Here is a 25,904-nt window from a genome sequence, read left to right on the forward strand (position 1 = left end):
AGCACTTGCCACATAGGGCAAGTGCTTTTTTGTTATTCGTCTTCTTTGCGAGAAGTAGAATTTGACTGAGTATTTGAGCTTTGAGAATTGGCTTTCTCGTCGTCTTTCTTTTTATCTTTATTGGCATCGCTCTGTGAGTTGCTGTTTCCATTTGTACTGTCTGAGCCATCACCATTTTCGGTATTTCCGCCTTGATCTTTTTTATCATCAGGCTTCTGCTCATCAGTGCCACCTTGGTTTTGATTATCATCTGTTTGATCTGTCTGCTCATCATCAGGTTGCTGTGGCTCTTCTTCTTCTTTGTTCTCATCATCTGCTTTTTCTTCCTCTTCTTCGTCATCTTTAATGGTGAGGAAGGTAGAAGCAGCTTTACTTGTGACATCGTCTACAGTCGCTGTCACTTGGAATTTATAGGTGGATCCTGGCTTCACATCAGAGATGACGGCTTCTTTAGAAGAGCTGTTTTGAATGTCTTTATAGCCTCCATCATCGACCGCTTGCTTCACATTAAATGTTGCATCTGCATCGTCATCATAACCCCAAGTGAGTGTAATCGATTTTTTCTCTTCATCATACACCGCTTTTAAGTCAGATGGTTTGTCAGCTTCTTTCTTTTCATATGTGTCAGAAACTTTTGTTGGGACAGTTCCTTTGACGAAGTATTCCGTTGTCTTCTTATCACTTGGTGTGTTTGGTCCAGCTAACTTCGCTGGATCTGATCCTTTTTCAACCGTTGCTTCAACGACACTGTCTGGCTTTTCAAATGAGCCGCTTCCATCATCAATTTGAGAAATTAATTTCTGGAAGACAACTTTGGCAACACGTTGTTCATAATCCGTGAGCCACATTTTGCCGTCTGCATCTTTTGAATTGCCAATTCCGGTCCACACAGCTGCTGTGTATTGCGGCGTGTAACCGACAAACCATGAATCTTTCGCCCCGCCAGAAGGGATGTTGTATTTATTAATATCATCTTGTGTAAAGTTGGTTGTACCTGTTTTACCAGCTACTTGAACATTCGGTACTTGTGCGAGTGTACCTGTTCCAGATTGTACAGCAGTTTTCAGCATATCTGTGATCATAAATGCAGTGTAATCACTCATGGCTGCTTTAGAGTCTGGCGTTAAGTCAAGCTTCGTCCCGTCATTAAATTCAACAGACGTTACAGCATGCGGTTCATTATAGTATCCGTTGTTACCGAAGGCACTAAATGCACCAGCCATTTTAAGAGAAGAGACACCTTCGTCAAATCCGCCGATTGAGTAAGACTCAGGAATGTCAGAAGGTAAGTCCAAACCTAAGTTATTGGCGAATTGAACAGCATTATCTGTACCAGCTTCTTGGAAAGCTTTTAAAGCAGGGATGTTTCGTGATTGTGCCAAAGCACTTCTCATCGACATTTTCCCTAAGTGTCTTCTGTCAAAGTTGTTAATTGGTGTACCGTTAGAGTACGTATAAGGCGCATCATCAATTTGCTGATATGTTGACCATTTTTTGTTTTCAATTACAGGGCCGTAATCTAAAATTGGTTTAATTGTAGATCCCGGCTGGCGTTTTGCATCAGTGGCATAGTTAAAGCCGCCGGCTGGCACATCACGACCACCACCAATGGCACGAATTTCGCCATTTTTTGTATCCAGCAGGGTGACTCCAGCTTGCATACCTTTCGTAAATCCGGCTGAATCCCCATTGATGATGTCATCCAGATGATCCTGAGCTTTTCGATCAAGAGAAGTATAGATTTTTAATCCATCTGTTGATACATCTACTTTGGCTTTTTTCTGTACTTCTTCCATGACTTCTTCAATATAAGCAGAGTACTTACTTGAGTTTTGACTCTTATATTTATCAGCTGAAACAACTGTTTTGCTGACAGGTGTTGCTTTTGCTTCCTCATACTCTTTCTCTGAAATATAGCCTTGTTTTTTCATTAGGCCTAAAACGATATTACGACGTTTTTCCGCTGCCTCTGGATGTTTCACTGGGTTATAGGCAGATGGACTTTGCGGCATACCTGCAAGTGTGGCAGCCTGTGCAACAGTTAGTTTATTTAAATCTGTCACTCCGAAAAATTGTTCAGCCGCTTTCCCAACACCATAAGCATAAGGAGAGAAGAAAATACGGTTTAAATACATTTCTAAAATTTCATCTTTAGAGTATTTTTGCTCAAGCTGAATCGAGAGCCACACTTCCTGTACTTTACGTTTTAACGTCTTTTGATTGTTAAGCAGGGAGTTCTTCACAACCTGCTGTGTAATCGTACTTCCACCTTCTGCTCCAAAACCGTCCTCGACGTTTGCGACAAGAGCACCGCCAATACGGATAGGATCAATCCCGTGGTGTTTATAAAAACGTGCATCTTCAGTTGCAATAAATGCGTCTTTTACCACATCGGGTATATCTTTAATCGAGACATACGTTCTTTTTTCCGCCCCGACTTCTGCAAAGACTTTTTTGTCTTTATCGTAAAGTTTTGAAGAATACGGCGTTTTTAGCTTGCTATCATCAATAGAAGGAGCGCTTGATGCAAAAACGGCAAAAGTTGTGATTCCGGCTACTAAACAAAGAAGACCGATCACGAGTAAAGATAAAAATATTTTTTTAAATAGACCTGCTTTCTTTTTGCCTTTTTTGTTCTTTTGCTTCTTATTGTTTTCTTGACTTGCTTTACGTCGCTGTTCACGACTTGTAAATTGATCAGACATCACATCTCAACCTTTCGTGTTAAACCTTTTTCGAACGTAAATGTTGCTTGCTATCATCCGAAAAATGAAGTGTCTCCACTACTTTAATATAATCAATTCTTGGCGAATATCCAAGTGTCATGAGGTGACCTGCTTCCATTAATTCATCTTTGCTAATGGATTTACGGCCGTTTTGCTGCTGCCGCTCCCAAAAGAAGAAGAGGTCAGTAGCGGACAAATAATAAACGGAACCAAATGCGGATATAATAACAAAACAAATACCGCCTTGCTTTTCAACCTGTTTCATATGCTCAATTTGATGGTCGTGGAAATTTTTGAGCGGAAACGAGGTGGTGCTTTTGGTTTCCTTTGCTTCAAAATCGATATAACGCCCTTTGTATACCCCGTTGTAGTCTGTTGTGGAGGATTGTTTAAAATAGGCTTCTTTAATGACAGCAGCGCTTCTTTTTGGATAATCCACATTGACAATTTGAACAGGGGTAGGCTTTTTATGAATGACTGCGATCCCGTTGACCAAATAGTACTGGTTCGTTTCATTTAAGTCAGCTTCAAGCGTCATCCCGCGGTTACTATAAGATGATTCGCCGCTGATTCTTTTTTTTGTCCCAATTTGTTGAATGGGCTGATACGATTTTCCGTTAGGATACCGAATCATCAAGTTCAGCCTCCTTTTAATGCATTTTGTATTGGAGAGATCACCATGTTGTCACAACAAGAGCACATGATTACCCAGCATATTTTACATGAAACGAAAGCGAAAAATAAGGATAACCTGACAAGGACAAATGCGTACAAGCGCTTTTATGACCGTCATCCAGAGATGAAATGGTCTCTGCTTGCTTCTTTTGTCTCCAGAAATGCTGGATGGTCGATGACAGATTTAAAAGGCGAGCTCTTCCATCCGGGTTTAACGGATCAGCAAGGGCATCTGTTCTTTACAGCATATGAAAGAGCGAATTGGCTGATCTTTTCAGATGCTTACCCGCAGCTTCTCTTGTATGAATGGTCAAAAAGGTGCCGTAAACCTTTATTTCATCTGCTGCCCCATTTCGGTGTGTCTCGTTTTATGAGCGCTGAGTGGGAACGATTTTGGCAAACGCGTGACACAGAGCGACTGCTGCATGCACTCATCATAAATGAACAATATACTATACAATCTCCTATTATACAAAATCCTCTCCTGAAAAAGAATGTTTTTCACTCGATTCAATATCTTTTCAGCGAGTGGGCACATTTTCAAACCGTCGTTTTTCCGACAGTAGACGGGCATTTGTATGGGTTAACCATACGAAAGTTTTCCCAAGTAAAAGAGCGCATTACGTTAGGGAAAAAGCTAGCAAAACTATTGTTTCGAGCCGATTTGTTTTCGGATTTTTATCACTTTTTACATACCGTGCCGCATACGGGATCTCGATTTGATTTTGAACCGTTTTTAGGGATTGCGCAAAGGTCAAGCCCTTTCCTCAGAACGGTGTATCCAGTCATGACACATTCATTAGACGATCAAAGGGAAGATTGGTTTCAAAAGAAATTGAGTCCATCCTTGTTTGAAGTAGAGCGTTTACCAAAACAAATTGAGCTGACCGACTGGTATTTTCATAAAAAAAGGCAGCTTCGTTTTCTTTTCTCATTAGAACACTATTTTTTGCATAAATAAAAAGCAGGGGGTACCTGCTTTTTTTACGTGGATGGACGGTTAGGGCCGCCGAGCTTTTTATCAAGCTGATCTGTACTGTTTTCTTTCCCTTTTGTTTTTTGCTCTTTTGGTGCTTGCTGCTTTTTCATGACATCTACCTCCTTTGTCCTTAGAATTTACACAATCGGACGCGATCATACAAAGAAGGACAAGCACGTGTCGAAATGGAAGAAATTGCGCTTATCTTCACTTAGATTGGCGATTTAGTTCTAGTTTTGTCATGTATGAAGGAGGGAGTAAAAGAAAAGAGAATGTAACGAGAGATGATAAAGGAGGAATCTGATGATGAGCGAATTTGTATCAAAAGAATCCATTATGCAGTTGTTAGAGGAAATTGAGCGAAAGATTGATGCGGTGGAAGAAGAACTGTCTTTAGCTGTCAAAAAAACAAAAAACGCTGCCGTAGAGGAGCAAGAACAAATCATTGACCGTCTTGAATCTGAAGTGAAGGAATGTGAATTGAAAATTCATGCAGCAGAGTATAAGCTGGCGGCAAGACCCGCATATCACGCCGGATAGCTTTTCTATTTGAGCAATAAGTAAACGTTTGATAGGATGGTTCATAGAGGTGAACACTTTGGATAATCAAACATTACTTAAACATACACAAGAGTTGATCACATGGATCGAAGAAGCATACGAGCAGTACCTAAAGGGAAAGGCAGAAGAGGAATACCCAGTTTATGATTTTTACAACGATATTCAACCGGCCGTTGTCAAATTTGATCAGCAAATGGAAGAGTGGCTTACTGCTGCTACCTCATTTATTCATCAGGCCAAACCTAGATACTTACATCAAGAACAGCTTGAAGCCGTCCAAGAAAATGGAAAAGAGGTTGTGCTGCAATCTTATTTTGGCAAACAGCATGCACCTCGTGTGAAAAATTTAGTTGAATCAGTGATTTATACACTGAACCTTTTAATAGAAGAAATCAACAAACGCAGCTGATGAAACAGCCTGCGTTTTTCTTATGGCTGCTGTAGGCACATCTTCTGCTACCTGAACATAATATATCATTGACTTCAATATGTTTTCAGAGCGAGAGGAGCGAGATACGTGTTCCCTTATTCAAACCAGCCATCTTATGAAATGAATCAATTTCAGCAACGGCCTTTTCCGTATCCAGATATGCAGCAGCCTCCGCAGCCTCCAGAATATTTCATGCCCCCATATCAAGGTGAAATGAACCAGCCGCCGGCTGCAGGCTATCAGCCGCCTTTTGGATATCAGGAAAACTTCCAGCCTTATCAGCCGCAGCCTGAAGCAATGAATCAGCCGCAAATGCAGCCGCCGGGCATGATGCCTATGCAGCAGCCTATGAATCCTTATCCTTTGCCAAGGCCGCAAAAACAGCAATCATCTCAATTTAAAAGTGTGCTGTCACAATTTAAAAAAACGAATGGGCAATACGATTTTAATAAAATGTTTGATACTGCTGGACAAATGATGAGTACAATGAATCAAGTGGGCTCATTGGCGAAAGGATTTACTAGTATTTTTAAAGCATAGCAAAACCCAATAGATATACATCTATTGGGTTGTTTGTTTTGGCGCAGTCACACGAAGTGATTGATCTTTCCAAACGCTCTTCATATTGGTTTCATCTATTTTTGCAGGCATTAAAATGGTTTTGGTAAAGCTCGAATAGGAGGAAGTCGTGTCTGTTTTGATTTTTTCCTGTACCGATAAGTGTAAATATTGCGCTTTCACTTCTAGTGCGATATCACCTTCGACAAAATGGTCTGGAAATCGAATCTCAATATATACATATTGATCATCTTCTGTCACATCGGTTGTAATGGATGCAAGTGAATGGCTCGTGGTCATCAGCGCCTCTGCACTATTTAAAATGTCATGAAATGGCGATGATGCAAAAAATTGTTCAATCGCTTCATATAGAATGTCTTCATTTGCTAACAACTCGTGTTTCTTTTCACTTTCATGTTTCATTTGAATCACCTCTCATCTACAGCCTATGCAAAAGGGGCTCAGGCGGTTATCAATTGATGAGAGGAAAAAATTATGATTAAATAGTGTTGAATGAAGCAAGGTGTATGGGCGTGAAGATTTATACGCTGAATAGATCTAGAAGCAAAGCTTGAAGGGAGCAAATGAACATTGCTGAAAAAATTATTCGGTTTCGGAAAAAACCAAGATGATGTAAAGGAAGAAGTCATTTATTCTCCAGTGGATGGAGAGTTAATGGATATGACCGATGTACCAGATCCCGTTTTTTCTCAAAAGATGATGGGAGACGGCGTAGCTGTAAAACCAAAAAACGGCACCATTGTGTCACCAGTAGATGGTGAAATTATTCAACTCTTCCATACAAAACATGCAATTGGGATTCGAACACTCTCGGGGCTTGAGCTTCTGATTCATATCGGACTTGAAACGGTTGGATTAAATGGTGAAGGCTTTGAAGCACACATAAAAGAAGGGGATAAAGTGAAAGCAGGTGATCCTCTCATTACGTGTGATTTAGCGCTGATTGAAGAAAAAGCGGCAAGCACAGTGACACCAATTGTCATCATGAATGGTGATTTAGTAGAACATCTTGACAAAGAACCTAAGGGCTCTGTAGAAAAGCAGACGTCCAAGCTTTTTACAGTGAAAATGAAATAATCCAAAAAACTACCCTGAGTTGATAGGGTAGTTTTTTGATTGAGGACATTAATCCTCCATTGGAACCCAGCCTTTACTTGCTTCCATGACAGTCCATAAACCCTCTGGAATCATGTACTTGTCTTTTTGACTGCGTTTAATGACGGTTTCAATCTCGTTTTCTCTGCCTTCTTTAATCTTTACTGCCCAATCGGGATCAACAATGACTTCTCTTGCAACAGCAATGAGTGGAATCCCTTGATTGTATGCATTCAGTGCATCCTCAGCTGTAATGACGCTGCCGACGCCGATGAGTGGAAGCGTGTCACCACAGCGCTCTTTTAATAATTCCATCCGCGTCTTACTTGTATCAGCACCACGTCTTGCTTTAGCGTCAATCTCCATTAAAGAAATATGCAAGTAATCAAGGTTTTTTGTCTTAAGTACGTCCACTAAAGTAAATGTTTCTGTCATGGTTAAACCAGGTGTTTCTGGTTCTTCAGGTGATAATCGATACCCAAAGATAAATGGTTTTGTTACATGCTCTTTGATTGCTTCTTTCACTGCATCTACTACTGCAATTGGAAATGCGAGACGCTTTTCTTCGCTTCCGCCCCATTGATCTGTACGCTGATTACTATGCGGGGAGTAGAATTGCTGTAATAAATATCCGTTCGCTCCATGGATTTCGATCCCATCAAATCCCGCTTGGATTGCGCGCCTTGCTGCTTCTTTAAATGAGTCGATGATGTGAGGAATTTCTTCTTCTGTCAAAGCTCTCGCAATTTGTTTTCCATCTTTAAATACATCACTTGGCGCAACGACATCACCGTTTGGGACTAAATGAGGGAGAGCCTGAGAGCCGCCATGATGAATTTGCATAATGGCTTTTGTTCCTTTCGCTTGAATCGCAGAAGCAAGCTTTTGAAGGCCAGGTATATCTTCATCTCTTGCAATAGAAGGCTGTCCTTCAAACGCCTTACCATCTGGCGTCACGTTTGCACATGCGGTGATGACCATGCCCATTTCGCTTGATCTAGCGGTAATAAAATCAATTTCTTCCTTTGAGATCGTGCCATCCTCATGAGAACCGAAGTGTGTCATTGGTGCAACGACTAAACGGCCATCAATAGAGGCACCCCCTGGGAATGTAAAAGGTTCAAATAAAGGCTTAAATTCGTTTTTCAATCTGATCATCTTCTTCCTTGATAAAATCATTTCACTATAGAAGTGTAATAGATATTGTTACAACACATCAAAATATTTGCTCACAAGCGGTGCATCAAAAAATTGCCGCCTAGTCATGCAAACAAATATTCGGTACACTAGAATGAGAGGTGGATACCAGATGAAGAAGAAAACAATGAACGAACTCATAGAAGATTTAAAAAAAGACGAACAGGTCGAGCATTGGCATGAAATTGAAGCGAAGCCTGCACTGACTTCTCCAATTCCTGAAAGAGTAAATGACAGGCTCAAAGTGGCGCTTGAAAAAAGAGGTGTGAGCGAACTGTACATTCATCAAAAGGAAGCCTTTGAACGTGTGATGGATGGTGAGAATGTGGTGACTGTGACACCTACAGCTTCAGGTAAAACGCTTTGCTACAATCTGCCAGTTCTTCAGTCGATCGCAGAAGATCAGACAAGCCGCTCCCTCTATTTATTTCCAACAAAAGCACTTGCGCAAGATCAAAAAAGTGAATTAAACGAAATCATTCATGAGATGGATGTTCCAATTCACAGTGAAACCTATGACGGGGACACCTCCCCAGCGATTCGCCAGCGCGTCAGACAGGCAGGACATATTGTCATCACAAATCCAGATATGCTGCATTCAGCGATTTTGCCTCACCATACGAAATGGGTCAGTTTATTTGAGAACTTAAAGTATATTGTCATTGATGAGCTTCATACATATCGAGGCGTGTTTGGCAGTCATGTCGCCAATGTCATTCGCAGACTAAAGCGAATTTGTGCATTTTATGGAAGTGACCCGACCTTTATTTGTACTTCAGCGACCATAGCGAATCCGAAAGAGCTTGCAGAGCAGCTGACCGGAAGCAAGGTGCATCTAATTGAACGAAACGGAGCACCTAGCGGTAAAAAGAATTTTGTCTTTTACAACCCGCCAGTCGTCAATAAGCCATTAAATATTAGACAAAGTGCGGCCACTGTTGTGAATCAGCTCGCTAAAACATTTTTAAAAGAAAAAATTCAAACGATTGTTTTTGCTAGAAGTAGGGTAAGAGTTGAAGTCATCCTAAGTCATATTCAAGAACTAGTGAAAAAAGAAATTGGTCCTAAATCGATCCGTGGTTATCGCGGGGGCTATTTGCCGAAAGAGCGGCGCATGATTGAAAAAGGTTTAAGGGAAGGAGACATTCTCGGTGTTGTCAGCACAAACGCACTAGAATTAGGAGTAGATATTGGTCAGCTAAAAGTCTGTATTATGACCGGATATCCTGGCAGTGTAGCGAGTACGTGGCAGCAGGCAGGACGAGCTGGAAGGCGTCATGAGGAAGCACTCATTATCATGGTCGCAAGCTCATCGCCACTTGACCAATATATTGTCAGACACCCTGAATACTTCTTTAACAGACCACCTGAATCGGCAAGAATCAATCCTGAGAACCTTATCATCCTAGTCGATCATCTAAAATGTGCGTCCTACGAGTTACCGTTTCGAGAAGATGAACAGTTTGGCGGTATGGAAGTAGAAGAAATCTTGCAATACTTACATGAAGAAGGGGTTCTTCATTTCAGCGGGAACCGTTATTATTGGTCAGATCAATCGTTCCCGGCTCATGGCATCAGTCTGAGATCTGCAAGTCAGGAAAATGTCGTCATTGTCGATCAATCCGATGTAGCGAACGTTCGAATTATTGGAGAGATGGATCGATTCAGTGCGATGACCTTACTTCATGATGAAGCGATTTATTTACATGAAGGGGTTCAGTATCAAGTGGAAAAGCTAGATTATGAGCATCTTAAGGCTTATGTGAAACAAGTCGATGTAGAATACTATACAGATGCGAATTTAGCGGTTCAGCTCAAGGTGCTTGAAATTGATCAGACAACAGAGAAGGAAGCGGTATCTGTTCACTACGGTGATGTGACCGTCAATGCAATGCCGACCATTTTCAAAAAAATTCGATTATCAACCGGGGAAAATATTGGTTCCGGCCCGATTCACTTACCTGAAGAAGAAATTCATACGAGTGCTGCTTGGTTTGAATTACATGAAGCAGAGCGGACAATTGAAGAAAAAACACTTGAACAGCTCTTGCTCGGTATTGCCAATGTTCTTCAGCATATTGTTCCGGCGTTTGTCATGTGTGACCGTTCAGACATTCATGTCATTTCTCAAATAAAGGCAGCCCATACTGGGAAACCGACCGTATTTTTATATGATCATTACCCAGGTGGAATCGGTTTAAGTAAAGAGGTCCAGGCTCGCTTTGATGAAATTGCCCGTGCAGCCACTCAGCTGATTGAGCGATGCAGCTGCGAGAACGGCTGCCCATCTTGTATTGGCATGGAAATGAAAGAGATCAATGGAAAAAGCAGGATCATTCAATTGATGGCAGGATTTTAAGGGAAAGGAGGAATAGACCTACTCATGTCATTAAAAGGAAAATTAAACAGAATGAAAAAACACCTGTCGCACAATCAGTCAGATGAAAAGCGTGGGGCAGTAAAAAAGGGACAAACGCACACTGTGACGGCTGAAACGATTCCATTTCTAAAAGAGTGGTGGGAATTAGGTGCAGCTCCTTACTACTTTGAAGACTCTTTCTGCCTCATTCGGGAAGTGACCTATCCACTTGACCATCAGCATGGGCGATATTCATTTGCAGAACTGCCGGAGATGGTGAGTGCATGGAACAAAAGTGAGATTCAGCATTCTCTTTCTGCAAAAGGCTACAAGCCTCACGAGCTATTTTTCTTCGATACAGAAACAACAGGACTATCTGGCGGAACGGGAAATATGATTTTTTTGCTTGGGCATGCGAGAGTTTATTCAGATAAAGTGGTGGTAAAACAACATCTGCTCACGAATCCAGGAAATGAAGCGGCACTTTACAAAAGCTTTCTTAGTGAGGTGGATGTCGAATCACTTGTGACATATAATGGAAAATCATTTGACTGGCCTCAAGTCAAAACGAGGCATACATTATTACGCGATCAAATACCTGCTCTACCTGAATTTGGTCATTTTGACCTTCTGCATGGGTCAAGGAGATTGTGGAAACATAAATATGAGCGTATGGCTCTTTCGGTTGTAGAAAAAGAGGAACTGCACGTCAATCGAGAGGGAGATACACCGGGGTTCCTCGCACCAATGATCTATTTTCACTTTTTAAAGGAACAAAACCCGAAACTGATTGAAGGAATTTTGACTCACAATGAACTTGATGTCTTATCGTTAATCAGTCTCTACATTCATTTGTCTAAAAAAATCTTATCCAAAGATGCGGTGAAGGAAGACGATGAGAAATATGCATTAGCTAAGTGGCATCTTGCTCACCGTGATGTGCAGGAAGCAACAAAGCACCTGCAAGAATTAACGGGAGCAGCGTTTGAGCATGCGGATCAAGCAGCTTATGATCTATCATTACAGTACAAGCGATTAAAACAATGGGATGAAGCGGCATGCATATGGAAACGTCTATTTGAATCAAGTGATGTTCATGTAAGATTAAAAGCGGGTGTAGAGCTTGCAAAGTATGAAGAACACCGTCAAAAAGATCCAAAAGCAGCCCTTTCCATTACCCAAACATTGTTATCACAATCGTCTTTAAGTGAACGAGACATTGTGGAACTTGACAAGCGAGAAAAGCGGCTCTTAAGAAAAGCTGGGCAATGAAATTATTGCCTGGGAAAGCGCAAAAAATGACAACGTTCGGCTCTCGGCCGAAAATAAAAATTGTTTAGCCCTTTTATTGTAGAAAAGTCACGAATCCTGTAAAATAACGTTAGATATTGAATGAGGAGCGTAGAGCATGTATAAGGGTCTTTTCTACTTGTTTTTTCTTGTTGTCATATTGGTCGCTTTTGTTTTTTCAAACTATAAAGATGTTTTTCTTGCAAACTTTTAAATTAGGTTAATGCATTAGTACATGTACACCTCTTGATTCATACATTGTTAATGTAAGAAAATCAAGGAGAGGGGAATGCTACATGTACCATCATCATCATTGCAATCCAAATGTTACACAGCCAATTGTACATCCAACGAATCACTGCTGTACGCACAGTGAGTCAACTACAATTGTGCCGCACATCCACCCGCAGCATGTAACAAATGTTCATCACCAAAATTTCCAACATGTTCACTACTTCCCGCATACGTTTTCTCAGGTGGACCCGGCAACACATCAACACTTTAACTGCGGTGGACCTTGCTGTAACAGATAAAGTGAAATGGGACTTTTATAAGTCCCTTTTTTTAAAAGCAGGTGAAAAAATGAAAATTATTGCTGTCACAGGGTACAAGCCATTTGAGCTTGGGATCTTCAAACAAGACGAGCCTGCACTTCAATACATAAAAGCGGAACTTCGGAAAAGGCTGGCGGCACTCATTGAAAACGGGCTGGAATGGGTGCTCATTTCAGGTCAGCTAGGTGCAGAAATATGGACAGCTGAAGTGGTCTTTGAGCTTCAAGAGGAGTACCCAGATTTAAAACTTGCTGTCATTACACCATTTTATGAACAGGAAGAGCGCTGGAATGAACAAAATAAAGAGCTGTATGAAGGCGTTCTTGCACAAGCTGATTTTGTAGAAAGTGTCACGCATAGACCTTATGAAAGTCCGGCACAATTTAAACAAAAGAACCGCTTTTTTATTGAAAAAACGGACGGCCTTCTCGTCTTATATGATCCCGAGCATGAAGGCTCGCCAAAATATATGATCAAAGAAGCTGAAACCTATACCGACTACCCAATTATGTATATCACAATGGATGATTTAAGAGCACAGGTTGAGGCGGAAGATCCGTTTTTTGACTAAAAGCAAGAGAAAATTTGACAACGTCACGTATTTCTGAAAAAATATACTATGAATTCACGATATGAGGTGAAAAAGATGCTTGCTGATAAAGTAAAGCTTTCTGCGAAAGAAATTTTAGAAAAAGAATTTAAAACAGGTGTCCGAGGGTATAAACAAGAAGAAGTCGATAAATTTCTAGATATGGTCATTAAAGACTATGAGACATTCCATCAAGAAATTGAAAAACTCCAACAAGAAAACCTTCACTTGTCAAAACAGCTTGAAGAAGCGGTTGAGCAAGGGAAAAGACAGCCTGCACAGTCCAATACAACAAACTTTGATATTTTAAAAAGACTATCTAATCTTGAGAAACACGTTTTCGGTAGCAAACTTTATGATTGAGTAATACCAAAAAAGCTTGTGTCAGATGACATTGTCGTTTATAATAACGCATGTTGATTAACGTTCGGGTAATCGCTGTAATGCTTTGACATTGCAGAGGAAAGTCCATGCTCGCACGGTGCTGAGATGCCCGTAGTGTTCGTGCCTGGCGAAAAAATAAGCCAGGGCAGCCTGGGAAAGGCTGACGGCAGGAAAAATGCCTACGTCCTTTTAGGATATGGCAAAGTATCCTTGAAAGTGCCACAGTGACGAAGTCTCACTAGAAATGGTGAGAGTGGAACGCGGTAAACCCCTCGAGCGAGAAACCCAAACTTGGTAGGGGAACTTTCTCAAAGGAACCAAACGGAGAGAAGGACAGAGAATTCTGTAGATAGATGATTACCACCTGAGTACGAGGCTTTTGCCGTTTGCAGTACGATGGAACAAAACATGGCTTACAGAACGTTATATCCGTTATCATAAACATGATGAAATCAAAGCTCTCCTATTTCTACATATGGAGAGCTTTTATCTTGATTACAGAATAGAACGAGAAAACAGGTGATAAACAAATGAAAACCTATACACTCATCGCAACAGCGCCAATGGGAATTGAAGCGATTGTTGCAAAAGAAGTAAGAGACCTCGGGTATGAGTGCACTGTAGATAATGGAAAAGTCATTTTTCAAGGAGATGCACTTGCCATTTGCCGTGCGAATCTATGGCTGCGTACAGCAGACCGAATCAAAGTCCAAGTTGCTGAATTTTCGGCCAGGACATTTGACGAGCTTTTTGAGCAGACAAAAGCCATTGACTGGGCCGCTTTTTTACCGAAAAATAGTACATTCCCTGTCATTGGTAAATCTGTTAAATCTCAGCTTGCCAGTGTGCCGGATTGTCAGCGTATCGTCAAAAAGGCTATCGCGCAAAAACTTAGATCATCTTACAACATACAGTCTGAATGGCTAGAAGAGACGGGTCCTGAATACAAAATCGAGGTAGCGCTTTTAAAAGATAAAGTATTGCTGACGCTCGATACGTCTGGTGTGGGTCTTCATAAACGTGGATACCGTGCAGATCAAGGGGGCGCTCCGATTAAAGAAACCCTTGCAGCGGCGCTTGTCTTATTAACGAACTGGACACCTGACCGTCCGTTTGTCGATCCTTTTTGCGGATCAGGAACAATTGCTATTGAAGCAGCGATGATTGGACAAAACATTGCCCCTGGATTTAACCGTGAGTTCGCATCTGAATCATGGGAATGGATCGGTGAGGACGTTTGGAACAAAGCACGCCTTGAAGTAGAAGAAAAGGCGAATTATGATCAGCCGCTTCACATTATCGCGAGCGATATTGATCATCGTATGGTAGAGATTGCGAAACTGAACGCAGAAGAAGCTGGACTTAGTGAACTGATTCAATTTAAGCAAATGCAAGTGAAAGACTTCCAAACAAAAGAAGAGTATGGTGTAATTGTCGGAAATCCGCCTTACGGTGAACGTCTCAGCGATAAGCCAGCTGTGGAAAAAATGTATCAAGGCATGGGCGAAGCATTGAAGAACCTAGATACGTGGTCCATTTACATTTTAACGTCACATGAAAAATTCGAAGAGTGTTTCGGAAGAAAAGCGACGAAAAAGAGAAAACTGTTTAATGGATTTATTAAAACAGATTATTATCAATACTGGGGAAAACGCCGACCTAGAAGAGAAACAACTGAATCATAATAAATGTCCACACCACGAGAAGGTGTGGATTTTTTATGCTAAAAAGGTATAAGTCTTCTCGGGACGGAATAAACTGAACTTGATTTTAAAAAAAGAGGTGTCTTCATGATTCATTATGATCAATTTCAGTTAATTCAAAAAGCACTCGCTTCAACAGCCCGAGAAATAGAAGGGATTGAAACAGGACAATCTGCTAAACTTACGGCAGCCATCGAGGACTTAGCAATGGCTCAAAACTACATAGACCATTCAGAGCACGCGTTTTTAATGAAGGAAAGCTACCAGCATCGCCTGCGCTCTTAAAAAAAGATTGTCATACCCCAGCATAAATGGTACTATTGAATGTCTGAATGATTCAAAAGTTGGGGGTTGAAGCAGGTGACAGCGTCTCGTTTGCCTTTTTCATTAACAAAAGAACATAATTTTTACGAAGAACTGGGCAACTGGATTGGTGATGTGTTTTATGACATTTTGCCAGAAAAGGGCTTTGATCTTCGAGATGAACAAATATTCATGGCTTTTCAGTTAGAAAGAGCCTTTAAAGAAAAAAGTGTGATGTTTGCCGAAGCTGGGGTAGGCACAGGCAAAACAATCGTTTATCTTTTATTTGCGGTCACATATGCAAGATATACAGGGAAACCTGCGATCATTGCATGTGCAGACGAAACGTTAATTGAACAGCTGGTCAAACAAGAAGGTGATATCTATAAAATTGCCAATCACCTTGATATTCAAATAGATGCGAGATTAAGTAAATCGCATGATCAATATTTATGCTTAAAGAAACTAGAGAAAACGATGCAACGTGAAGATGATGAGAAGTGGCTCGACATTTATGAATCGCTTCCTTCATTTGTTCATGAATCTCATGGGATGCAGACATTTTATCCGTATGGTGATCGAAAAGAGTATCCAGAATTAACAAATGATGAGTGGTCAAGAATTGGTTATGACTCTTTTCAGGACTGCTTAACGTGCGACATGCGGCACCGCTGTGGCTTGAATTTATCAAGAGACCATTACCGAAAAGCAACAGATCTCATCATTTGTTCTCATGACTTTTACATGGAGCATGTATGGACAAAGGAGTCACGTAAACGTGAAGGACAGCTGCCGCTCCTTCCTGAGCATAGCTCTGTTGTATTTGATGAAGGACATCTTCTTGAGTTTGCAGCACAAAAAGCGCTAACATACCGAGTGAAGCAATCAACACTTGAGACGTTCTTGGAGCGTCTTTTGCAAAATGATATTCGTGAAGAGTTTGCAGAGCTTGTTGAAGATGCACTTGCAACAAACGATCAGTTCTTTTATCTCTTAAAAACGAATGCCAAAGAAATCAAAGGATCACACCGTCTTGAAATTGGTCGTGTAGATGAGGTAAAGCGTTCAGCAAGTGAATTATGTGATTTGCTTGAGAAGATTGGAGAAGCGCTCGTATTTGAATCAGAGATGTACACAATTGATCAATACGAATTGTCTGTTGTGGAAGAGTACATTGAACAGATGGCGTATTCTCTGTCGCTTTATCAGAAAAATGCCATTAGCTGGCTGGAGAAGCAGGAATTAGATACCACCTTTGTCGTCATGCCAAAAACGGTAGCAGAGGTGCTTGGTGAAAAGGTATTTTCGCAAAAAATCCCTTATATTTTCTCATCTGCTACGTTATCTGAAAATCAATCATTTGATTATTTAGCTGAAAGTCTTGGGATCAAAGATTATTTATCCATGAGTGTGGCTTCGCCGTATGATTATGAGGAGCAAATGCAAATGTATTTCCACGGAATTCAGCAACCAATGACAGAGTCAGCTGTAAAAGGTCAGCACGTGCTATCTCAGGTAAAAGAAAATGGCGGTCGATCTCTTATTTTATTCCCTTCATTTGATGAACTGCATGTATTTAGAAAGCAGCTCGATGCATCAAATGAATCACTGCCTTTCCATGTTTATTTTGAAGGAGACGAGGAGATCAGTACCATTGTTCAAAAGTTCCAAGCGGATGAAACATCTGTGTTATGTTCCGTTCACTTGTGGGAAGGGCTGGATATTCCAGGACAGTCTCTAACAAATGTGGTCATTTGGGGACTTCCATATCCACCGCATGACCCAGTATTTGAAGCAAAACGGAATGAAGCGAAAGATGCATTTACTGAAGTGGACCTTCCATACATGCTGCTTCGTCTAAGGCAGGGCATTGGTAGACTGATTCGGACAAGCCAAGATGCTGGCAGCATTCATATTTACTTTGGCAGTCAGAAAGATATTGAGCTACAAAGTAAAATTGAATCCGTTCTTCCAGTAAAGCCAGTGATCTCTTAATGATAGAAAACCATTCAATAAGAGGAGGATACGATCAGCGTATCCTCCTTTTTCATTGACAAAAGAACATTTATTGAAGTAGCCTTGAAACGTACATACATATTTTATTGATTGGGGGAACGAACGCATGAGTCTTGAATCAAAAGAGAAAGCGTTTTATCAATTACTAGGAAAAATCGCCCATTATACAGAGGCGCTTCATTTACTTTATTGGGACTCTCGAACACAAGCGCCTAAAAAAAGTGCTGATTTCAGAGCAGAAACCATCGGTCAATTATCCAGCGATATCTTTAATATGAAGACTTCTGATGAAATGAGAGATCTTCTTGATGCATTAAATAAAGAGAAAGAAAAGCTGTCAAAAGACACGCAGAAGGCACTCGAATTATCGCAAAAAGAATATGATGAAAACAGTAAAATTCCAAAAGAAGAATTTAAAGAATACTCCATTCTACAATCAAAAGCAGAACATGTTTGGGTAGAAGCAAGGGAGAAATCAGATTTTTCACTCTTTGCACCCTATTTAAAACAGCTGATTGATTTTAACAAGCGTTTCATCCAGTACTGGGGCGTGAAAAAAACACCATATGATGTGCTGCTCAATAATTATGAGCCGGATATGACGGTTGAACAACTCGATCAAAAATTCGGTGCACTTCGAGACGCCATCGTTCCTCTCGTGAAAAAAATTGAAGCTTCACCAAATAAACCGGATACTTCGTTTTTATCGAAAAGCTTCCCGATCGACAAACAAAAAGAGCTGAGTCTCTTTTTCTTAAAAGAGTTAGGGTATGACTTTGACGCAGGACGACTTGATACAACGGTTCATCCATTTGCTGTGACATTAAGCAGAGGGGATGTACGTGTGACGACGCGTTATGATGAGCACGATTTTCGCATGGCGATCTTTGGCACCATTCACGAATGCGGCCATGCCATTTATGAACAAAATATTGATGAGGCACTGAGCGGAACGCTCTTATGTGACGGCACATCAATGGGTATTCATGAATCACAGTCTCTTTTCTTTGAGAACTTTATCGGCAGACATGAAGATTTCTGGAAAACGTATTATCAAAAGCTGCAAGAGGCATCTCCTGAACAATTTAAAGATGTCACTTTAGAAGAATTTGTGCATGCGGTGAATGAATCGAAGCCGACTTACATTCGAATTGAAGCAGATGAACTCACGTATCCGCTTCACATTATTATTCGCTATGAGATTGAAAAAGCCATTTTCAATGAAGAAGTAGCAGTTGAAGATCTGCCAGCGTTATGGAATGAAAAATATAAAGCATATCTTGGCATTACGCCGCCTAACGATGCGCTTGGTATTTTGCAGGATGTTCACTGGTCTGATGGTAGTTTTGGTTATTTCCCTTCATATGCACTTGGTTATATGTATGCGGCGCAATTAAAGCAGCAAATGATCAAAGATTTACCGAATTTTGATGAACTGATTCAAAATGGGTCTTTTGCACCGATAAAAGAATGGCTAACTGAATATGTCCATCAGCATGGAAAACGGAAAAAGCCATCTGAAATCATTCAAGACGCAACTGGTGAAGAATTAAATGTTCAATACTTAATTGATTATTTAACAGATAAGTACACGAAACTATATTTATCATAAATGAAAGGCACCCTTTGATCAGAAGGGTGCTTCAGCGTGTAGACAAACCCTCGCATTCGTTGTCAGGGTCTGCGCGCCGGTGCTCACGAATGTTAAATTCGCTCTGCTCCGGTGCTCGTCCTTCCTAGACTGCAAAGGTTTTCTAACACGCTGAAAAGAAGACAAAGGGCTAAAATAAAGTTCATTTTAGCCCTTTGTCAACAATCTGAGGCACCCTTTAATCAAAAGGATGCTTTTTTGCTGGTTGAATATTCTAAAAACGAACGTTTAAAGCTTAATGATTGTTTAAGTTCGGTATTTTTCTAGAAAAGTGCTTTCCAAGCGTCTGAAATCTTGTTATAATTTGAACACTATAACACTCATATAATCGCGTGATAATGGCACGCAAGTTTCTACCGGACACCGATACCGTCCGACTATGAGTGAGCAAAATGAAACAGCTTTTGTATGAGCTGAAGATCACGTGGATCGTTTTCGCATTGCTTGCTCCTTAATGGACAGCAATGCTTTTTTTATGCAAAAAAATGAAAGTTGCTAATATGCTGGGAGGAAGAATGATGGAATTGTTACGTCAAAAGATCGAGAACGAAGGAATCGTTCTGTCAAATCAAGTGCTAAAGGTAGATGCTTTTTTAAATCATCAAATTGACCCTGTGTTAATGCATGAGATCGGTCAAGAGTTTGCTAGATTATTTAAGCATGATGGAATTACTAAAATTATCACAATCGAATCTTCTGGTATTGCACCTGCTGTAATGGCTGGACTTGCCCTTCATGTGCCAGTTGTTTTTGCCCGAAAGCGGCAATCACTGACTTTAACGGATAACCTTTTGACAGCAAGTGTGTATTCTTTTACCAAAAAAGTAGAAAGTACGATCGCTGTCTCTAACACGCACCTTAGTGAGGATGATTGTGTGTTAATTATCGACGACTTTTTAGCAAATGGAGAAGCCGCTAAGGGACTAGCTGCAATCGCAAAGCAAGCGAAAGCAAAAGTAGCTGGTTTTGGAATTGTTATCGAGAAATCATTCCAGCCTGGAAGGAAAGAACTTGTGCAAATGGGCTATAGAGTCGAGTCACTCGCACGTATCGAATCGCTCGAGGAAGGAAAAGTCACGTTTGTACGCGAGGTACAATCATGAGTGCCGCTAAAAAAGCCAAAACCCTTTCGCTAGGGATACAGCATGTACTGGCGATGTATGCAGGTGCGGTTCTTGTTCCGCTCATTGTTGGAGATGCGCTTGGGCTCACGCCAGCCCAGCTGACGTACTTAATTTCGGCAGATATTTTCATGTGCGGTGCTGCCACACTGCTTCAAGTATGGAAAAACCGCTTTTTTGGCATCGGTTTGCCTGTTGTACTAGGCTGTACATTTACTGCGGTATCTCCTATGATTGCGATTGGCTCTAAATATGGAATTTCGTCTATATATGGAAGTATTATCGCCGCAGGGTGTATTGTCATTGCTCTTTCATTTTTCTTTGGGAAGCTTGTGAAATTTTTCCCGCCCGTTGTCACAGGTTCCGTCGTCACGATCATTGGAATTACCTTAATTCCGGTCGCCATGAACAATATGGCAGGTGGTGAAGGAAGTGCAGACTATGGTTCTTTTGAGAATCTTGGACTTGCTTTTCTTGTATTGTTTATCATTGTCCTTCTCTATCGATTTACAAAGGGATTCATGAAAGCCATTGCCATCTTAATCGGCATTCTACTTGGGACAGCAGTTGCTGCTTTCTTAGGGAAGGTGGAGACGGCAGAAGTGGCGAATGCACAAGTTTTCCGCCTCATTGAGCCTTTTTACTTTGGGTTGCCTACTTTTGAATTTGCACCAATCATGACAATGACATTAGTTGCCATTGTGTCATTAGTCGAATCAACGGGTGTATACTTTGCGCTCGGAGATTTAACGAATCGTTCATTAAAAGAGAAGGATTTAGCAAAGGGATATCGTGCAGAGGGAATTGCCGTCTTATTAGGCGGTATCTTCAACGCTTTTCCATACACAGCCTACTCCCAAAACGTTGGATTGATCCAATTAACAGGTGTGAAGAAAAATCAGGTCATTGTGGTGACAGGGGTATTATTAATGGTATTTGGCCTTTTTCCTAAAATCGCGGCATTTACAACGATTATTCCAAAATCCGTTCTAGGCGGTGCGATGGTCGCCATGTTTGGCATGGTCATTGCGTATGGGATTAAAATGCTCTCACGCGTCGATTTTGCAAAACAGGAAAACTTACTCATTGTCGCATGCTCAGTTGGCATCGGGCTCGGAGTAACGGTGGTACCGCAAATGTTTGAGCATTTGCCAGAATCGATTAAATTGTTAACAAGTAACGGAATTGTCGCCGGAAGCTTTACCGCTATTTTGCTTCATATTATTTATCACATGATTCCTTTTAAAAAAGAAACAGAGCAGGAGCTAATGGAAGAACCTAAGCAATCTGTTATGTGAACACTTCTCTTGGAGAGCTGAAAGCCCGCATCCTTTGGATACGGGCTTGTTGTGATTAGCGCTATTAATGTTGTACCGGCGGCATTGTTTCGTTAATGACTGCAAATGTATAGCCCCTTGCTTTTAGTTGTGTAATCAGGCTATCTAAATAGTTCGTGGTAGAGGGTTGATCATGCATTAAAATAACTTTTGGTTCCCATGTTTATTTTTCTCAAACATTTGCAGTTGATTCAATACCTCTGGAACATATTGTGAGTTTTTATATCTCCAGTCAAGGCTATCAATCGTCCAATCCCAGTAAATAAAGCCATTTTGGTTTAAACGTACTTTTTGATCATATGTTAAATTTGGAACACTGCCATAAGGTGTTCTCACAAGACGGGTGTAAACGCCTGTAACAGAAGCAAGAATGAGCTGAGCTTCTCTCATTTCATTTGCGGGAGACTCACTGTTCTGATAAAAGCGGTTTATATCATGCGTCATGCCATGAAGCCCTAATTGATGTCCTTCTTGATAAAGTCTTTTCACCGCTGCTTGGTGAGCTTGGATTTGCGGTCCAAGCATGAAGAATGTCGCCTTCACTTGATGTGCTTTTAAGACATTTAACAGCTGATTTGATGTAGCAGAAGGGCCATCATCAAATGTTAAAAAGACCGTTTTATTCGTTGTCTGTTGGTTTGGATTGGTCCTAAATTGTTGATCCAATGTTCTTGTAGACTGATCTTTTGCTTTCAGACTGATACTTGTGTCTCGGAAGTCACTGCTAGTAACAATTTTTGCTTGCCCATTTGTCGCCTGCAAATGGGGTTTAGTCATTTCCCAGATAAAAACGAGAAACAGTGTAAGAAGCACTAAACCAATTATCTTCGAGAGAAATATCGTGTTGTAGGGTGTCTGTTTTTTGGACACCTTTTTCATGACAATCACTCCAGTCAATTAAATTTTGTGCCGAATCATGTAGTAGATTCTGTCTTTTTTCACTGTTTTTCATGGTGTTCATATTGATTAAGTATACAGGGAAAAAACACCTTTTCATATATAATCATCAAATAAATTAGCATTTTATGGTTATTTATTTGTGTTGATCAGAAAAAAGGTGATCCATTCATGTTTAAATGAAATAATTCTGAATAATGATCGAAACGTTGATATTTATACGCTAAGATAGCAACAGATTTAACCATTAATGCGAAGTGAAAGGAGATTCCGTATGAAAGTGTTGTAAAATGACGATTTCATTGAAAAAAGGATGCTCATGTGGATATTGGAGATAGAGGCTATCAAACGCGAAATACATAGAGAAAAGCTCTTCCCCTACAAAATAAAGAAGAAACAAAAGAAAGCAAAGTCAGTACAACTGAATCAGAGATTGGCTACTATGTAAAAGGTGAACGTGAAAAGTCATTTGCTTATTCCTTTCATACAGCACTTTTACTTGAAGTAAAGGTGGGGTTTGTCTACGGTCTGCACTTCTCATTTGAGAGGTGTTTTTTTGCATAAAGCTATGTTAAATAACTCTATTAATAATTGGTTGAAGGGATTTTTGTTCTTTAGATATAAAATAAGATGAGAGTGAATGGTTAAGAATCGTATTGAATGACATCAACCAAGAAATAGATCTAAACGAATAGGATGATTATTGAAATCTGTCTGCTCTCTCCATATGGGACCTATGATAAAGTTGGTTTATTAACATTCTCCAAATGGGTGTTAAAAGGTGGGATAAGTAAATGTTAGGATTACCAAGAGGGGAAGTCTTTTTAGTTCCTTGGTCTATTGAGTGGACAAAAGAATTTGAAAGTGAAAAGCGAAAGATAATAGGTGATATTGGTCCATACATAATCAATGTACACCATATTGGAAGTACAGCAGTAAAAGGTTTAAGCGCTAAGCCAATTATTGATATTGCAATTGAAATAGAACATTTTTTTGATGGAGAAAAATGTGTAATAGCGTTGGAAGGACTCGGTTACTCATATAAAGGAACAAACGTATTACCTGAAAGACACTACTTTAATAAAGGAGAACCACGAACACATCAAATCCATATGTACCAAAGACATAATAAGTATTTACTTGAACAGTTAAATTTCAGAGATTACTTGAGAAATAATGAGCAAGCTAGAAGTGAGTACCAACAGCTTAAACTTAAATTATCAAGATTACATGGAAATGACAAACACAAATACGCTCATGAAAAAACTGATTTTATTAAGTCAATCCTTGAAAAGGTTTAGGTGAGGGTTTGCTATTTAGATGTTCATAAGAGAGGTCATTCACAGAGGAACTCCCAATTAACGGAGTTCTTTTATTTTTCATTAAATCAACATTATTTTTGAACATAAATTGCATAAAAAAAGCAGGTTCGCTTGGCTTGGAACGAACCTGTGAAGGAGGAAAACTACATCATGTTTTCACCTATATTATCCAATATTTATCAATTGTCGTCAAGACAAAAAGTTAGACGGAGGAAAATATTTTGACTGAATTGTGTCGTTTTGGCATGTATATCCTTTTTTTGATTGGGGATATTAACCGAAAAAAGAGGTGAAGCCGATGGCATACATTCTTTCAGTTGGAACAAGTCTGCCAAAACATCATGTGGATCAGCAAGCAGCTGCTCAATTTGCAAGATCTCAATTTAAACGATCGTTTAAAGACATTGATCGACTATTAAAAGCTTTTAATAATGGCGAAATAGAGAGCAGGCAGTTTGTCCAGCCTATTGATTGGTATCAAGAACATCACTCTTTTGAAGAGAAAAATAATCTCTATGTCGAAAAAGCATTGGCTCATGCGAAAGAAGCCGTTTTTCACTGTCTGCATGAAACAGCATTTCTTACAAAGCCAGTTCCTTTTGATGAGATTGATGCTTTGTTTTTCATCTCCAGTACAGGGTTATCAACGCCAAGTCTTGATGCAAAGCTGATGAATGTTCTTCCATTTTCTCCTTATACGAAACGAGTGCCAATTTGGGGGTTAGGCTGCGGGGGCGGGGCGGCAGGCTTATCCCGAGCTTATGAATACATCAGGGCGTATCCAGAAGCGAAAGTGCTCGTTGTTGCCTGCGAGCTTTGCAGCCTCACTTTTCAGCCGCAAGATCAATCAAAAAGCAATTTAATTGGAACCTCACTGTTCGGTGACGGGACTGCGGCCGTTCTTTTAACTGGAGAAAAGTCCGCCTCTAAGTATACGCGGTTAAAAACAGTACCTAAAGTGCTTGGCACGCAGTCAGTGACCATGAAAGATTCTGAGGATGTGATGGGATGGGATTTTACCGCCGACGGATTTCGGGTCATCTTCTCACGTGATATTCCGTCCATCATTTCTGGGTGGTTAAAAGAGCAAGTGGATCAATTTTTACATCAGCTAGGGTTTTCAACAGAGGATGTATCCGTTTTTCTTGCTCACCCTGGAGGAAAAAAAGTGATTGATGCCTATCTTGAAAGCCTATCTTTACAAGATCATCAGCTATTTTCTTCAAAAGAGGTTCTGAAACAGCATGGAAACATGTCTTCTGCCACCGTTTTATATGTCATGAAGCATTTTCTTGAACATCAGTCACTAGATGCAGGACAGGTGGGGCTTTGCGGAGCACTTGGTCCAGGCTTTTCGTCAGAATTATTGTTCATGAAATGGGAGGGGCTCTCGTGATGATTTTCTGGATAGTGATTGGCATTTTCATTTGTCAGCGCCTCATTGAAATGCTTGTGGCGAAAAGAAATGAAAAGAAGGTGAAGGCGATCGGAGCGATCGAATTTGGTGCAAGCCATTATCCTTATATGGTCGCTATGCATGCAGCATTTTTCCTCTCGCTTATTGCAGAGACATGGCTGCTGCATCGTCAACCGTCTCGTTTTTTCCTATTACTGCTTGTGTTCCTGCTTGCGACCCAGGTGATTCGGTACTGGGCACTATGTTCACTTGGGACGTATTGGAATACAAAAATCTTAGTCGTTCCCAATGCGATGATTGTGAAAAAGGGGCCGTATCGCTGGTTAAAGCATCCTAACTATGTGGTGGTGGCGATTGAACTGATGTTCATTCCGCTGCTATTTAACGCATTTATTACTGCCATTTTGTTTACTTGTTTAAATGGATGGATGATGATGGTCAGAATACAAACAGAAGAAAAAGCGCTGAATCAATATTTACTAAATTAATATTGAAAATCATTATCAATTGTGCTACACTTTCATTAATGATAAACATTCTCAATCATGAAGGATGGACGGTGATCACATGACAATGATTTTCTTACTCGGTACGGTCTGTGTATACAGCTTATTGATTGGCTTCGTATTAAAAGGTGTTTCAAAAAAATCTGCTTCCTGATTGCAGTCCATTGTGACTGATCGGGCAGCAGATTTTTTTTATTTCCTCAGATCAGAAGA

Annotated in this window: 25 protein-coding genes, 1 other RNA gene, 1 pseudogene and 1 riboswitch; of the genes and pseudogenes, 21 read left to right on the forward strand and 6 right to left on the reverse strand. The window is 40.4% G+C overall.

The window, feature by feature from the left end; translation table 11 throughout:
* Positions 1–32: 32 nt before the first annotated feature.
* Complete coding sequence (locus ACTJJQ_RS06370) at positions 33–2,705, reverse strand: PBP1A family penicillin-binding protein (RefSeq protein ID WP_035702944.1); 2,673 nt, start codon at positions 2,703–2,705, stop codon at positions 33–35.
* A gap of 19 nt (positions 2,706–2,724) precedes the next feature.
* The gene (gene recU, locus ACTJJQ_RS06375) at positions 2,725–3,360 is read right to left on the reverse strand and encodes a Holliday junction resolvase RecU (protein WP_017359733.1); all 636 of its coding nucleotides are present in this window, start codon (positions 3,358–3,360) and stop codon (positions 2,725–2,727) included.
* A gap of 45 nt (positions 3,361–3,405) precedes the next feature.
* Here recU and ACTJJQ_RS06380 point away from each other — a divergent pair, with 45 nt between their 5' ends.
* On the forward strand, positions 3,406–4,362 hold the full coding sequence (locus ACTJJQ_RS06380) for a DUF2515 domain-containing protein (RefSeq protein WP_440600034.1): 957 nt from the start codon (positions 3,406–3,408) through the stop codon (positions 4,360–4,362).
* 23 nt (positions 4,363–4,385) lie between these two features.
* On the opposite strand, the gene sspM is transcribed toward ACTJJQ_RS06380, so the two are convergent.
* Positions 4,386–4,490, reverse strand: a complete 105-nt coding sequence (gene sspM / locus ACTJJQ_RS06385; RefSeq protein ID WP_017359731.1) for an acid-soluble spore protein SspM — start codon at positions 4,488–4,490, stop codon at positions 4,386–4,388.
* Positions 4,491–4,686: 196 nt separating this feature from the next.
* Here sspM and ACTJJQ_RS06390 point away from each other — a divergent pair, with 196 nt between their 5' ends.
* The 3 genes from ACTJJQ_RS06390 to ACTJJQ_RS06400 all read left to right on the forward strand — a co-directional run bounded on the left by ACTJJQ_RS06390 (position 4,687) and on the right by ACTJJQ_RS06400 (position 5,911).
* Positions 4,687–4,920 carry a DUF5446 family protein gene (locus ACTJJQ_RS06390; RefSeq protein WP_231131595.1) on the forward strand — a complete coding sequence of 78 codons (234 nt, stop codon included), beginning with the start codon at positions 4,687–4,689 and terminating at the stop codon, positions 4,918–4,920.
* A gap of 49 nt (positions 4,921–4,969) precedes the next feature.
* Positions 4,970–5,350 (forward strand): YppE family protein, encoded by a 381-nt coding sequence (locus ACTJJQ_RS06395; RefSeq protein ID WP_225310452.1) that lies wholly within the window; start codon positions 4,970–4,972, stop codon positions 5,348–5,350.
* Between the two features lie 108 nt (positions 5,351–5,458).
* Positions 5,459–5,911 (forward strand): YppG family protein, encoded by a 453-nt coding sequence (locus ACTJJQ_RS06400; protein WP_440600035.1) that lies wholly within the window; start codon positions 5,459–5,461, stop codon positions 5,909–5,911.
* 21 nt (positions 5,912–5,932) lie between these two features.
* Here the strand turns inward: ACTJJQ_RS06400 and ACTJJQ_RS06405 are convergent, their stop codons facing one another.
* A complete protein-coding gene (locus tag ACTJJQ_RS06405; protein ID WP_007500867.1) occupies positions 5,933–6,352 on the reverse strand; it encodes an Hsp20/alpha crystallin family protein in 420 nt (139 codons plus the stop codon).
* A gap of 168 nt (positions 6,353–6,520) precedes the next feature.
* Between ACTJJQ_RS06405 and ACTJJQ_RS06410 the strand changes: the two genes are divergently transcribed.
* A complete protein-coding gene (locus ACTJJQ_RS06410; protein ID WP_008344623.1) occupies positions 6,521–7,027 on the forward strand; it encodes a PTS sugar transporter subunit IIA in 507 nt (168 codons plus the stop codon).
* Between the two features lie 48 nt (positions 7,028–7,075).
* On the opposite strand, the gene ACTJJQ_RS06415 is transcribed toward ACTJJQ_RS06410, so the two are convergent.
* Positions 7,076–8,194 carry an NADH-dependent flavin oxidoreductase gene (locus ACTJJQ_RS06415; protein ID WP_024718533.1) on the reverse strand — a complete coding sequence of 373 codons (1,119 nt, stop codon included), beginning with the start codon at positions 8,192–8,194 and terminating at the stop codon, positions 7,076–7,078.
* A gap of 160 nt (positions 8,195–8,354) precedes the next feature.
* Here ACTJJQ_RS06415 and ACTJJQ_RS06420 point away from each other — a divergent pair, with 160 nt between their 5' ends.
* The 12 genes from ACTJJQ_RS06420 (at position 8,355) to pbuX (ending at position 21,510) form a co-directional block, all read left to right on the forward strand.
* Positions 8,355–10,601: a DEAD/DEAH box helicase gene (locus ACTJJQ_RS06420; RefSeq protein WP_440600036.1), complete on the forward strand. Its 2,247-nt coding sequence runs from the start codon at positions 8,355–8,357 to the stop codon at positions 10,599–10,601.
* 24 nt (positions 10,602–10,625) lie between these two features.
* Positions 10,626–11,873 carry a ribonuclease H-like domain-containing protein gene (locus ACTJJQ_RS06425; protein WP_440600037.1) on the forward strand — a complete coding sequence of 416 codons (1,248 nt, stop codon included), beginning with the start codon at positions 10,626–10,628 and terminating at the stop codon, positions 11,871–11,873.
* A 314-nt stretch (positions 11,874–12,187) separates the two neighbouring features.
* Positions 12,188–12,424: a spore coat protein CotD gene (gene cotD, locus ACTJJQ_RS06430; RefSeq protein ID WP_072368252.1), complete on the forward strand. Its 237-nt coding sequence runs from the start codon at positions 12,188–12,190 to the stop codon at positions 12,422–12,424.
* 49 nt (positions 12,425–12,473) lie between these two features.
* Complete coding sequence (locus ACTJJQ_RS06435) at positions 12,474–13,016, forward strand: DUF1273 domain-containing protein (protein ID WP_440600038.1); 543 nt, start codon at positions 12,474–12,476, stop codon at positions 13,014–13,016.
* Positions 13,017–13,091: 75 nt separating this feature from the next.
* Positions 13,092–13,397: a cell division regulator GpsB gene (gene gpsB, locus ACTJJQ_RS06440; protein ID WP_008344631.1), complete on the forward strand. Its 306-nt coding sequence runs from the start codon at positions 13,092–13,094 to the stop codon at positions 13,395–13,397.
* 60 nt (positions 13,398–13,457) lie between these two features.
* An RNA gene (gene rnpB, locus ACTJJQ_RS06445) (RNase P RNA component class B) lies at positions 13,458–13,839 on the forward strand.
* Between the two features lie 109 nt (positions 13,840–13,948).
* Positions 13,949–15,103, forward strand: a complete 1,155-nt coding sequence (locus ACTJJQ_RS06450; protein WP_017359722.1) for a THUMP domain-containing class I SAM-dependent RNA methyltransferase — start codon at positions 13,949–13,951, stop codon at positions 15,101–15,103.
* 105 nt (positions 15,104–15,208) lie between these two features.
* On the forward strand, positions 15,209–15,406 hold the full coding sequence (locus ACTJJQ_RS06455; protein WP_025207527.1) for a hypothetical protein: 198 nt from the start codon (positions 15,209–15,211) through the stop codon (positions 15,404–15,406).
* 75 nt (positions 15,407–15,481) lie between these two features.
* On the forward strand, positions 15,482–17,419 hold the full coding sequence (locus tag ACTJJQ_RS06460) for an ATP-dependent DNA helicase (RefSeq protein WP_025207526.1): 1,938 nt from the start codon (positions 15,482–15,484) through the stop codon (positions 17,417–17,419).
* A 127-nt stretch (positions 17,420–17,546) separates the two neighbouring features.
* Positions 17,547–19,052: a carboxypeptidase M32 gene (locus tag ACTJJQ_RS06465; RefSeq protein ID WP_242730594.1), complete on the forward strand. Its 1,506-nt coding sequence runs from the start codon at positions 17,547–17,549 to the stop codon at positions 19,050–19,052.
* Between the two features lie 339 nt (positions 19,053–19,391).
* Positions 19,392–19,491, forward strand: a riboswitch (purine riboswitch).
* A 118-nt stretch (positions 19,492–19,609) separates the two neighbouring features.
* Positions 19,610–20,194, forward strand: a complete 585-nt coding sequence (gene xpt, locus ACTJJQ_RS06470) for a xanthine phosphoribosyltransferase (protein WP_008346333.1) — start codon at positions 19,610–19,612, stop codon at positions 20,192–20,194.
* Positions 20,191–21,510, forward strand: coding sequence for a xanthine permease PbuX (pbuX, locus tag ACTJJQ_RS06475; protein WP_212360130.1), 1,320 nt, complete (start codon positions 20,191–20,193; stop codon positions 21,508–21,510). Before xpt ends, pbuX begins: the two co-directional genes overlap by 4 nt.
* 64 nt (positions 21,511–21,574) lie before the next feature.
* Here pbuX and ACTJJQ_RS06480 read toward each other — a convergent pair.
* Positions 21,575–22,428, reverse strand: a pseudogene (locus ACTJJQ_RS06480) (polysaccharide deacetylase family protein).
* 812 nt (positions 22,429–23,240) lie between these two features.
* Between ACTJJQ_RS06480 and ACTJJQ_RS06485 the strand changes: the two are divergent.
* The 4 genes from ACTJJQ_RS06485 (at position 23,241) to ACTJJQ_RS06500 (ending at position 25,845) form a co-directional block, all read left to right on the forward strand.
* Entirely contained in the window at positions 23,241–23,747 is a 507-nt protein-coding gene (locus tag ACTJJQ_RS06485) for a GrpB family protein (RefSeq protein WP_178896910.1), read from the forward strand.
* 319 nt (positions 23,748–24,066) lie between these two features.
* Positions 24,067–25,164 carry a type III polyketide synthase gene (locus tag ACTJJQ_RS06490; protein WP_440600039.1) on the forward strand — a complete coding sequence of 366 codons (1,098 nt, stop codon included), beginning with the start codon at positions 24,067–24,069 and terminating at the stop codon, positions 25,162–25,164.
* Complete coding sequence (locus tag ACTJJQ_RS06495) at positions 25,164–25,673, forward strand: isoprenylcysteine carboxyl methyltransferase family protein (protein WP_148779970.1); 510 nt, start codon at positions 25,164–25,166, stop codon at positions 25,671–25,673. The genes ACTJJQ_RS06490 and ACTJJQ_RS06495 overlap by 1 nt, the downstream gene beginning before the upstream one ends.
* A gap of 85 nt (positions 25,674–25,758) precedes the next feature.
* Entirely contained in the window at positions 25,759–25,845 is an 87-nt protein-coding gene (locus tag ACTJJQ_RS06500) for a Fur-regulated basic protein FbpC (protein WP_223251174.1), read from the forward strand.
* The last annotated feature ends 59 nt before the right edge of the window (positions 25,846–25,904 follow it).

Source organism: Bacillus sp. 22483 (genome assembly GCF_052044605.1).
Lineage (GTDB): Bacteria > Bacillota > Bacilli > Bacillales > Bacillaceae > Bacillus > Bacillus altitudinis.

Coding starts and splice junctions, on each gene's coding strand:
- pbuX (WP_212360130.1), top strand. CDS start 20,191: ATGAGTGCCGCTAAAAAAGCCAAAACCCTTTCGCTAGGGATACAGCAT.
- ACTJJQ_RS06435 (WP_440600038.1), top strand. CDS start 12,474: ATGAAAATTATTGCTGTCACAGGGTACAAGCCATTTGAGCTTGGGATC.
- ACTJJQ_RS06465 (WP_242730594.1), top strand. CDS start 17,547: ATGAGTCTTGAATCAAAAGAGAAAGCGTTTTATCAATTACTAGGAAAA.
- ACTJJQ_RS06495 (WP_148779970.1), top strand. CDS start 25,164: ATGATTTTCTGGATAGTGATTGGCATTTTCATTTGTCAGCGCCTCATT.
- ACTJJQ_RS06455 (WP_025207527.1), top strand. CDS start 15,209: ATGATTCATTATGATCAATTTCAGTTAATTCAAAAAGCACTCGCTTCA.
- gpsB (WP_008344631.1), top strand. CDS start 13,092: ATGCTTGCTGATAAAGTAAAGCTTTCTGCGAAAGAAATTTTAGAAAAA.
- ACTJJQ_RS06390 (WP_231131595.1), top strand. CDS start 4,687: ATGAGCGAATTTGTATCAAAAGAATCCATTATGCAGTTGTTAGAGGAA.
- ACTJJQ_RS06380 (WP_440600034.1), top strand. CDS start 3,406: ATGTTGTCACAACAAGAGCACATGATTACCCAGCATATTTTACATGAA.
- cotD (WP_072368252.1), top strand. CDS start 12,188: ATGTACCATCATCATCATTGCAATCCAAATGTTACACAGCCAATTGTA.
- ACTJJQ_RS06405 (WP_007500867.1), bottom strand. CDS start 6,352: ATGAAACATGAAAGTGAAAAGAAACACGAGTTGTTAGCAAATGAAGAC.
- ACTJJQ_RS06420 (WP_440600036.1), top strand. CDS start 8,355: ATGAAGAAGAAAACAATGAACGAACTCATAGAAGATTTAAAAAAAGAC.
- ACTJJQ_RS06425 (WP_440600037.1), top strand. CDS start 10,626: ATGTCATTAAAAGGAAAATTAAACAGAATGAAAAAACACCTGTCGCAC.
- recU (WP_017359733.1), bottom strand. CDS start 3,360: ATGATTCGGTATCCTAACGGAAAATCGTATCAGCCCATTCAACAAATT.
- ACTJJQ_RS06450 (WP_017359722.1), top strand. CDS start 13,949: ATGAAAACCTATACACTCATCGCAACAGCGCCAATGGGAATTGAAGCG.
- xpt (WP_008346333.1), top strand. CDS start 19,610: ATGGAATTGTTACGTCAAAAGATCGAGAACGAAGGAATCGTTCTGTCA.
- ACTJJQ_RS06500 (WP_223251174.1), top strand. CDS start 25,759: ATGATTTTCTTACTCGGTACGGTCTGTGTATACAGCTTATTGATTGGC.
- ACTJJQ_RS06370 (WP_035702944.1), bottom strand. CDS start 2,705: ATGTCTGATCAATTTACAAGTCGTGAACAGCGACGTAAAGCAAGTCAA.
- sspM (WP_017359731.1), bottom strand. CDS start 4,490: ATGAAAAAGCAGCAAGCACCAAAAGAGCAAAAAACAAAAGGGAAAGAA.
- ACTJJQ_RS06485 (WP_178896910.1), top strand. CDS start 23,241: ATGTTAGGATTACCAAGAGGGGAAGTCTTTTTAGTTCCTTGGTCTATT.
- ACTJJQ_RS06490 (WP_440600039.1), top strand. CDS start 24,067: ATGGCATACATTCTTTCAGTTGGAACAAGTCTGCCAAAACATCATGTG.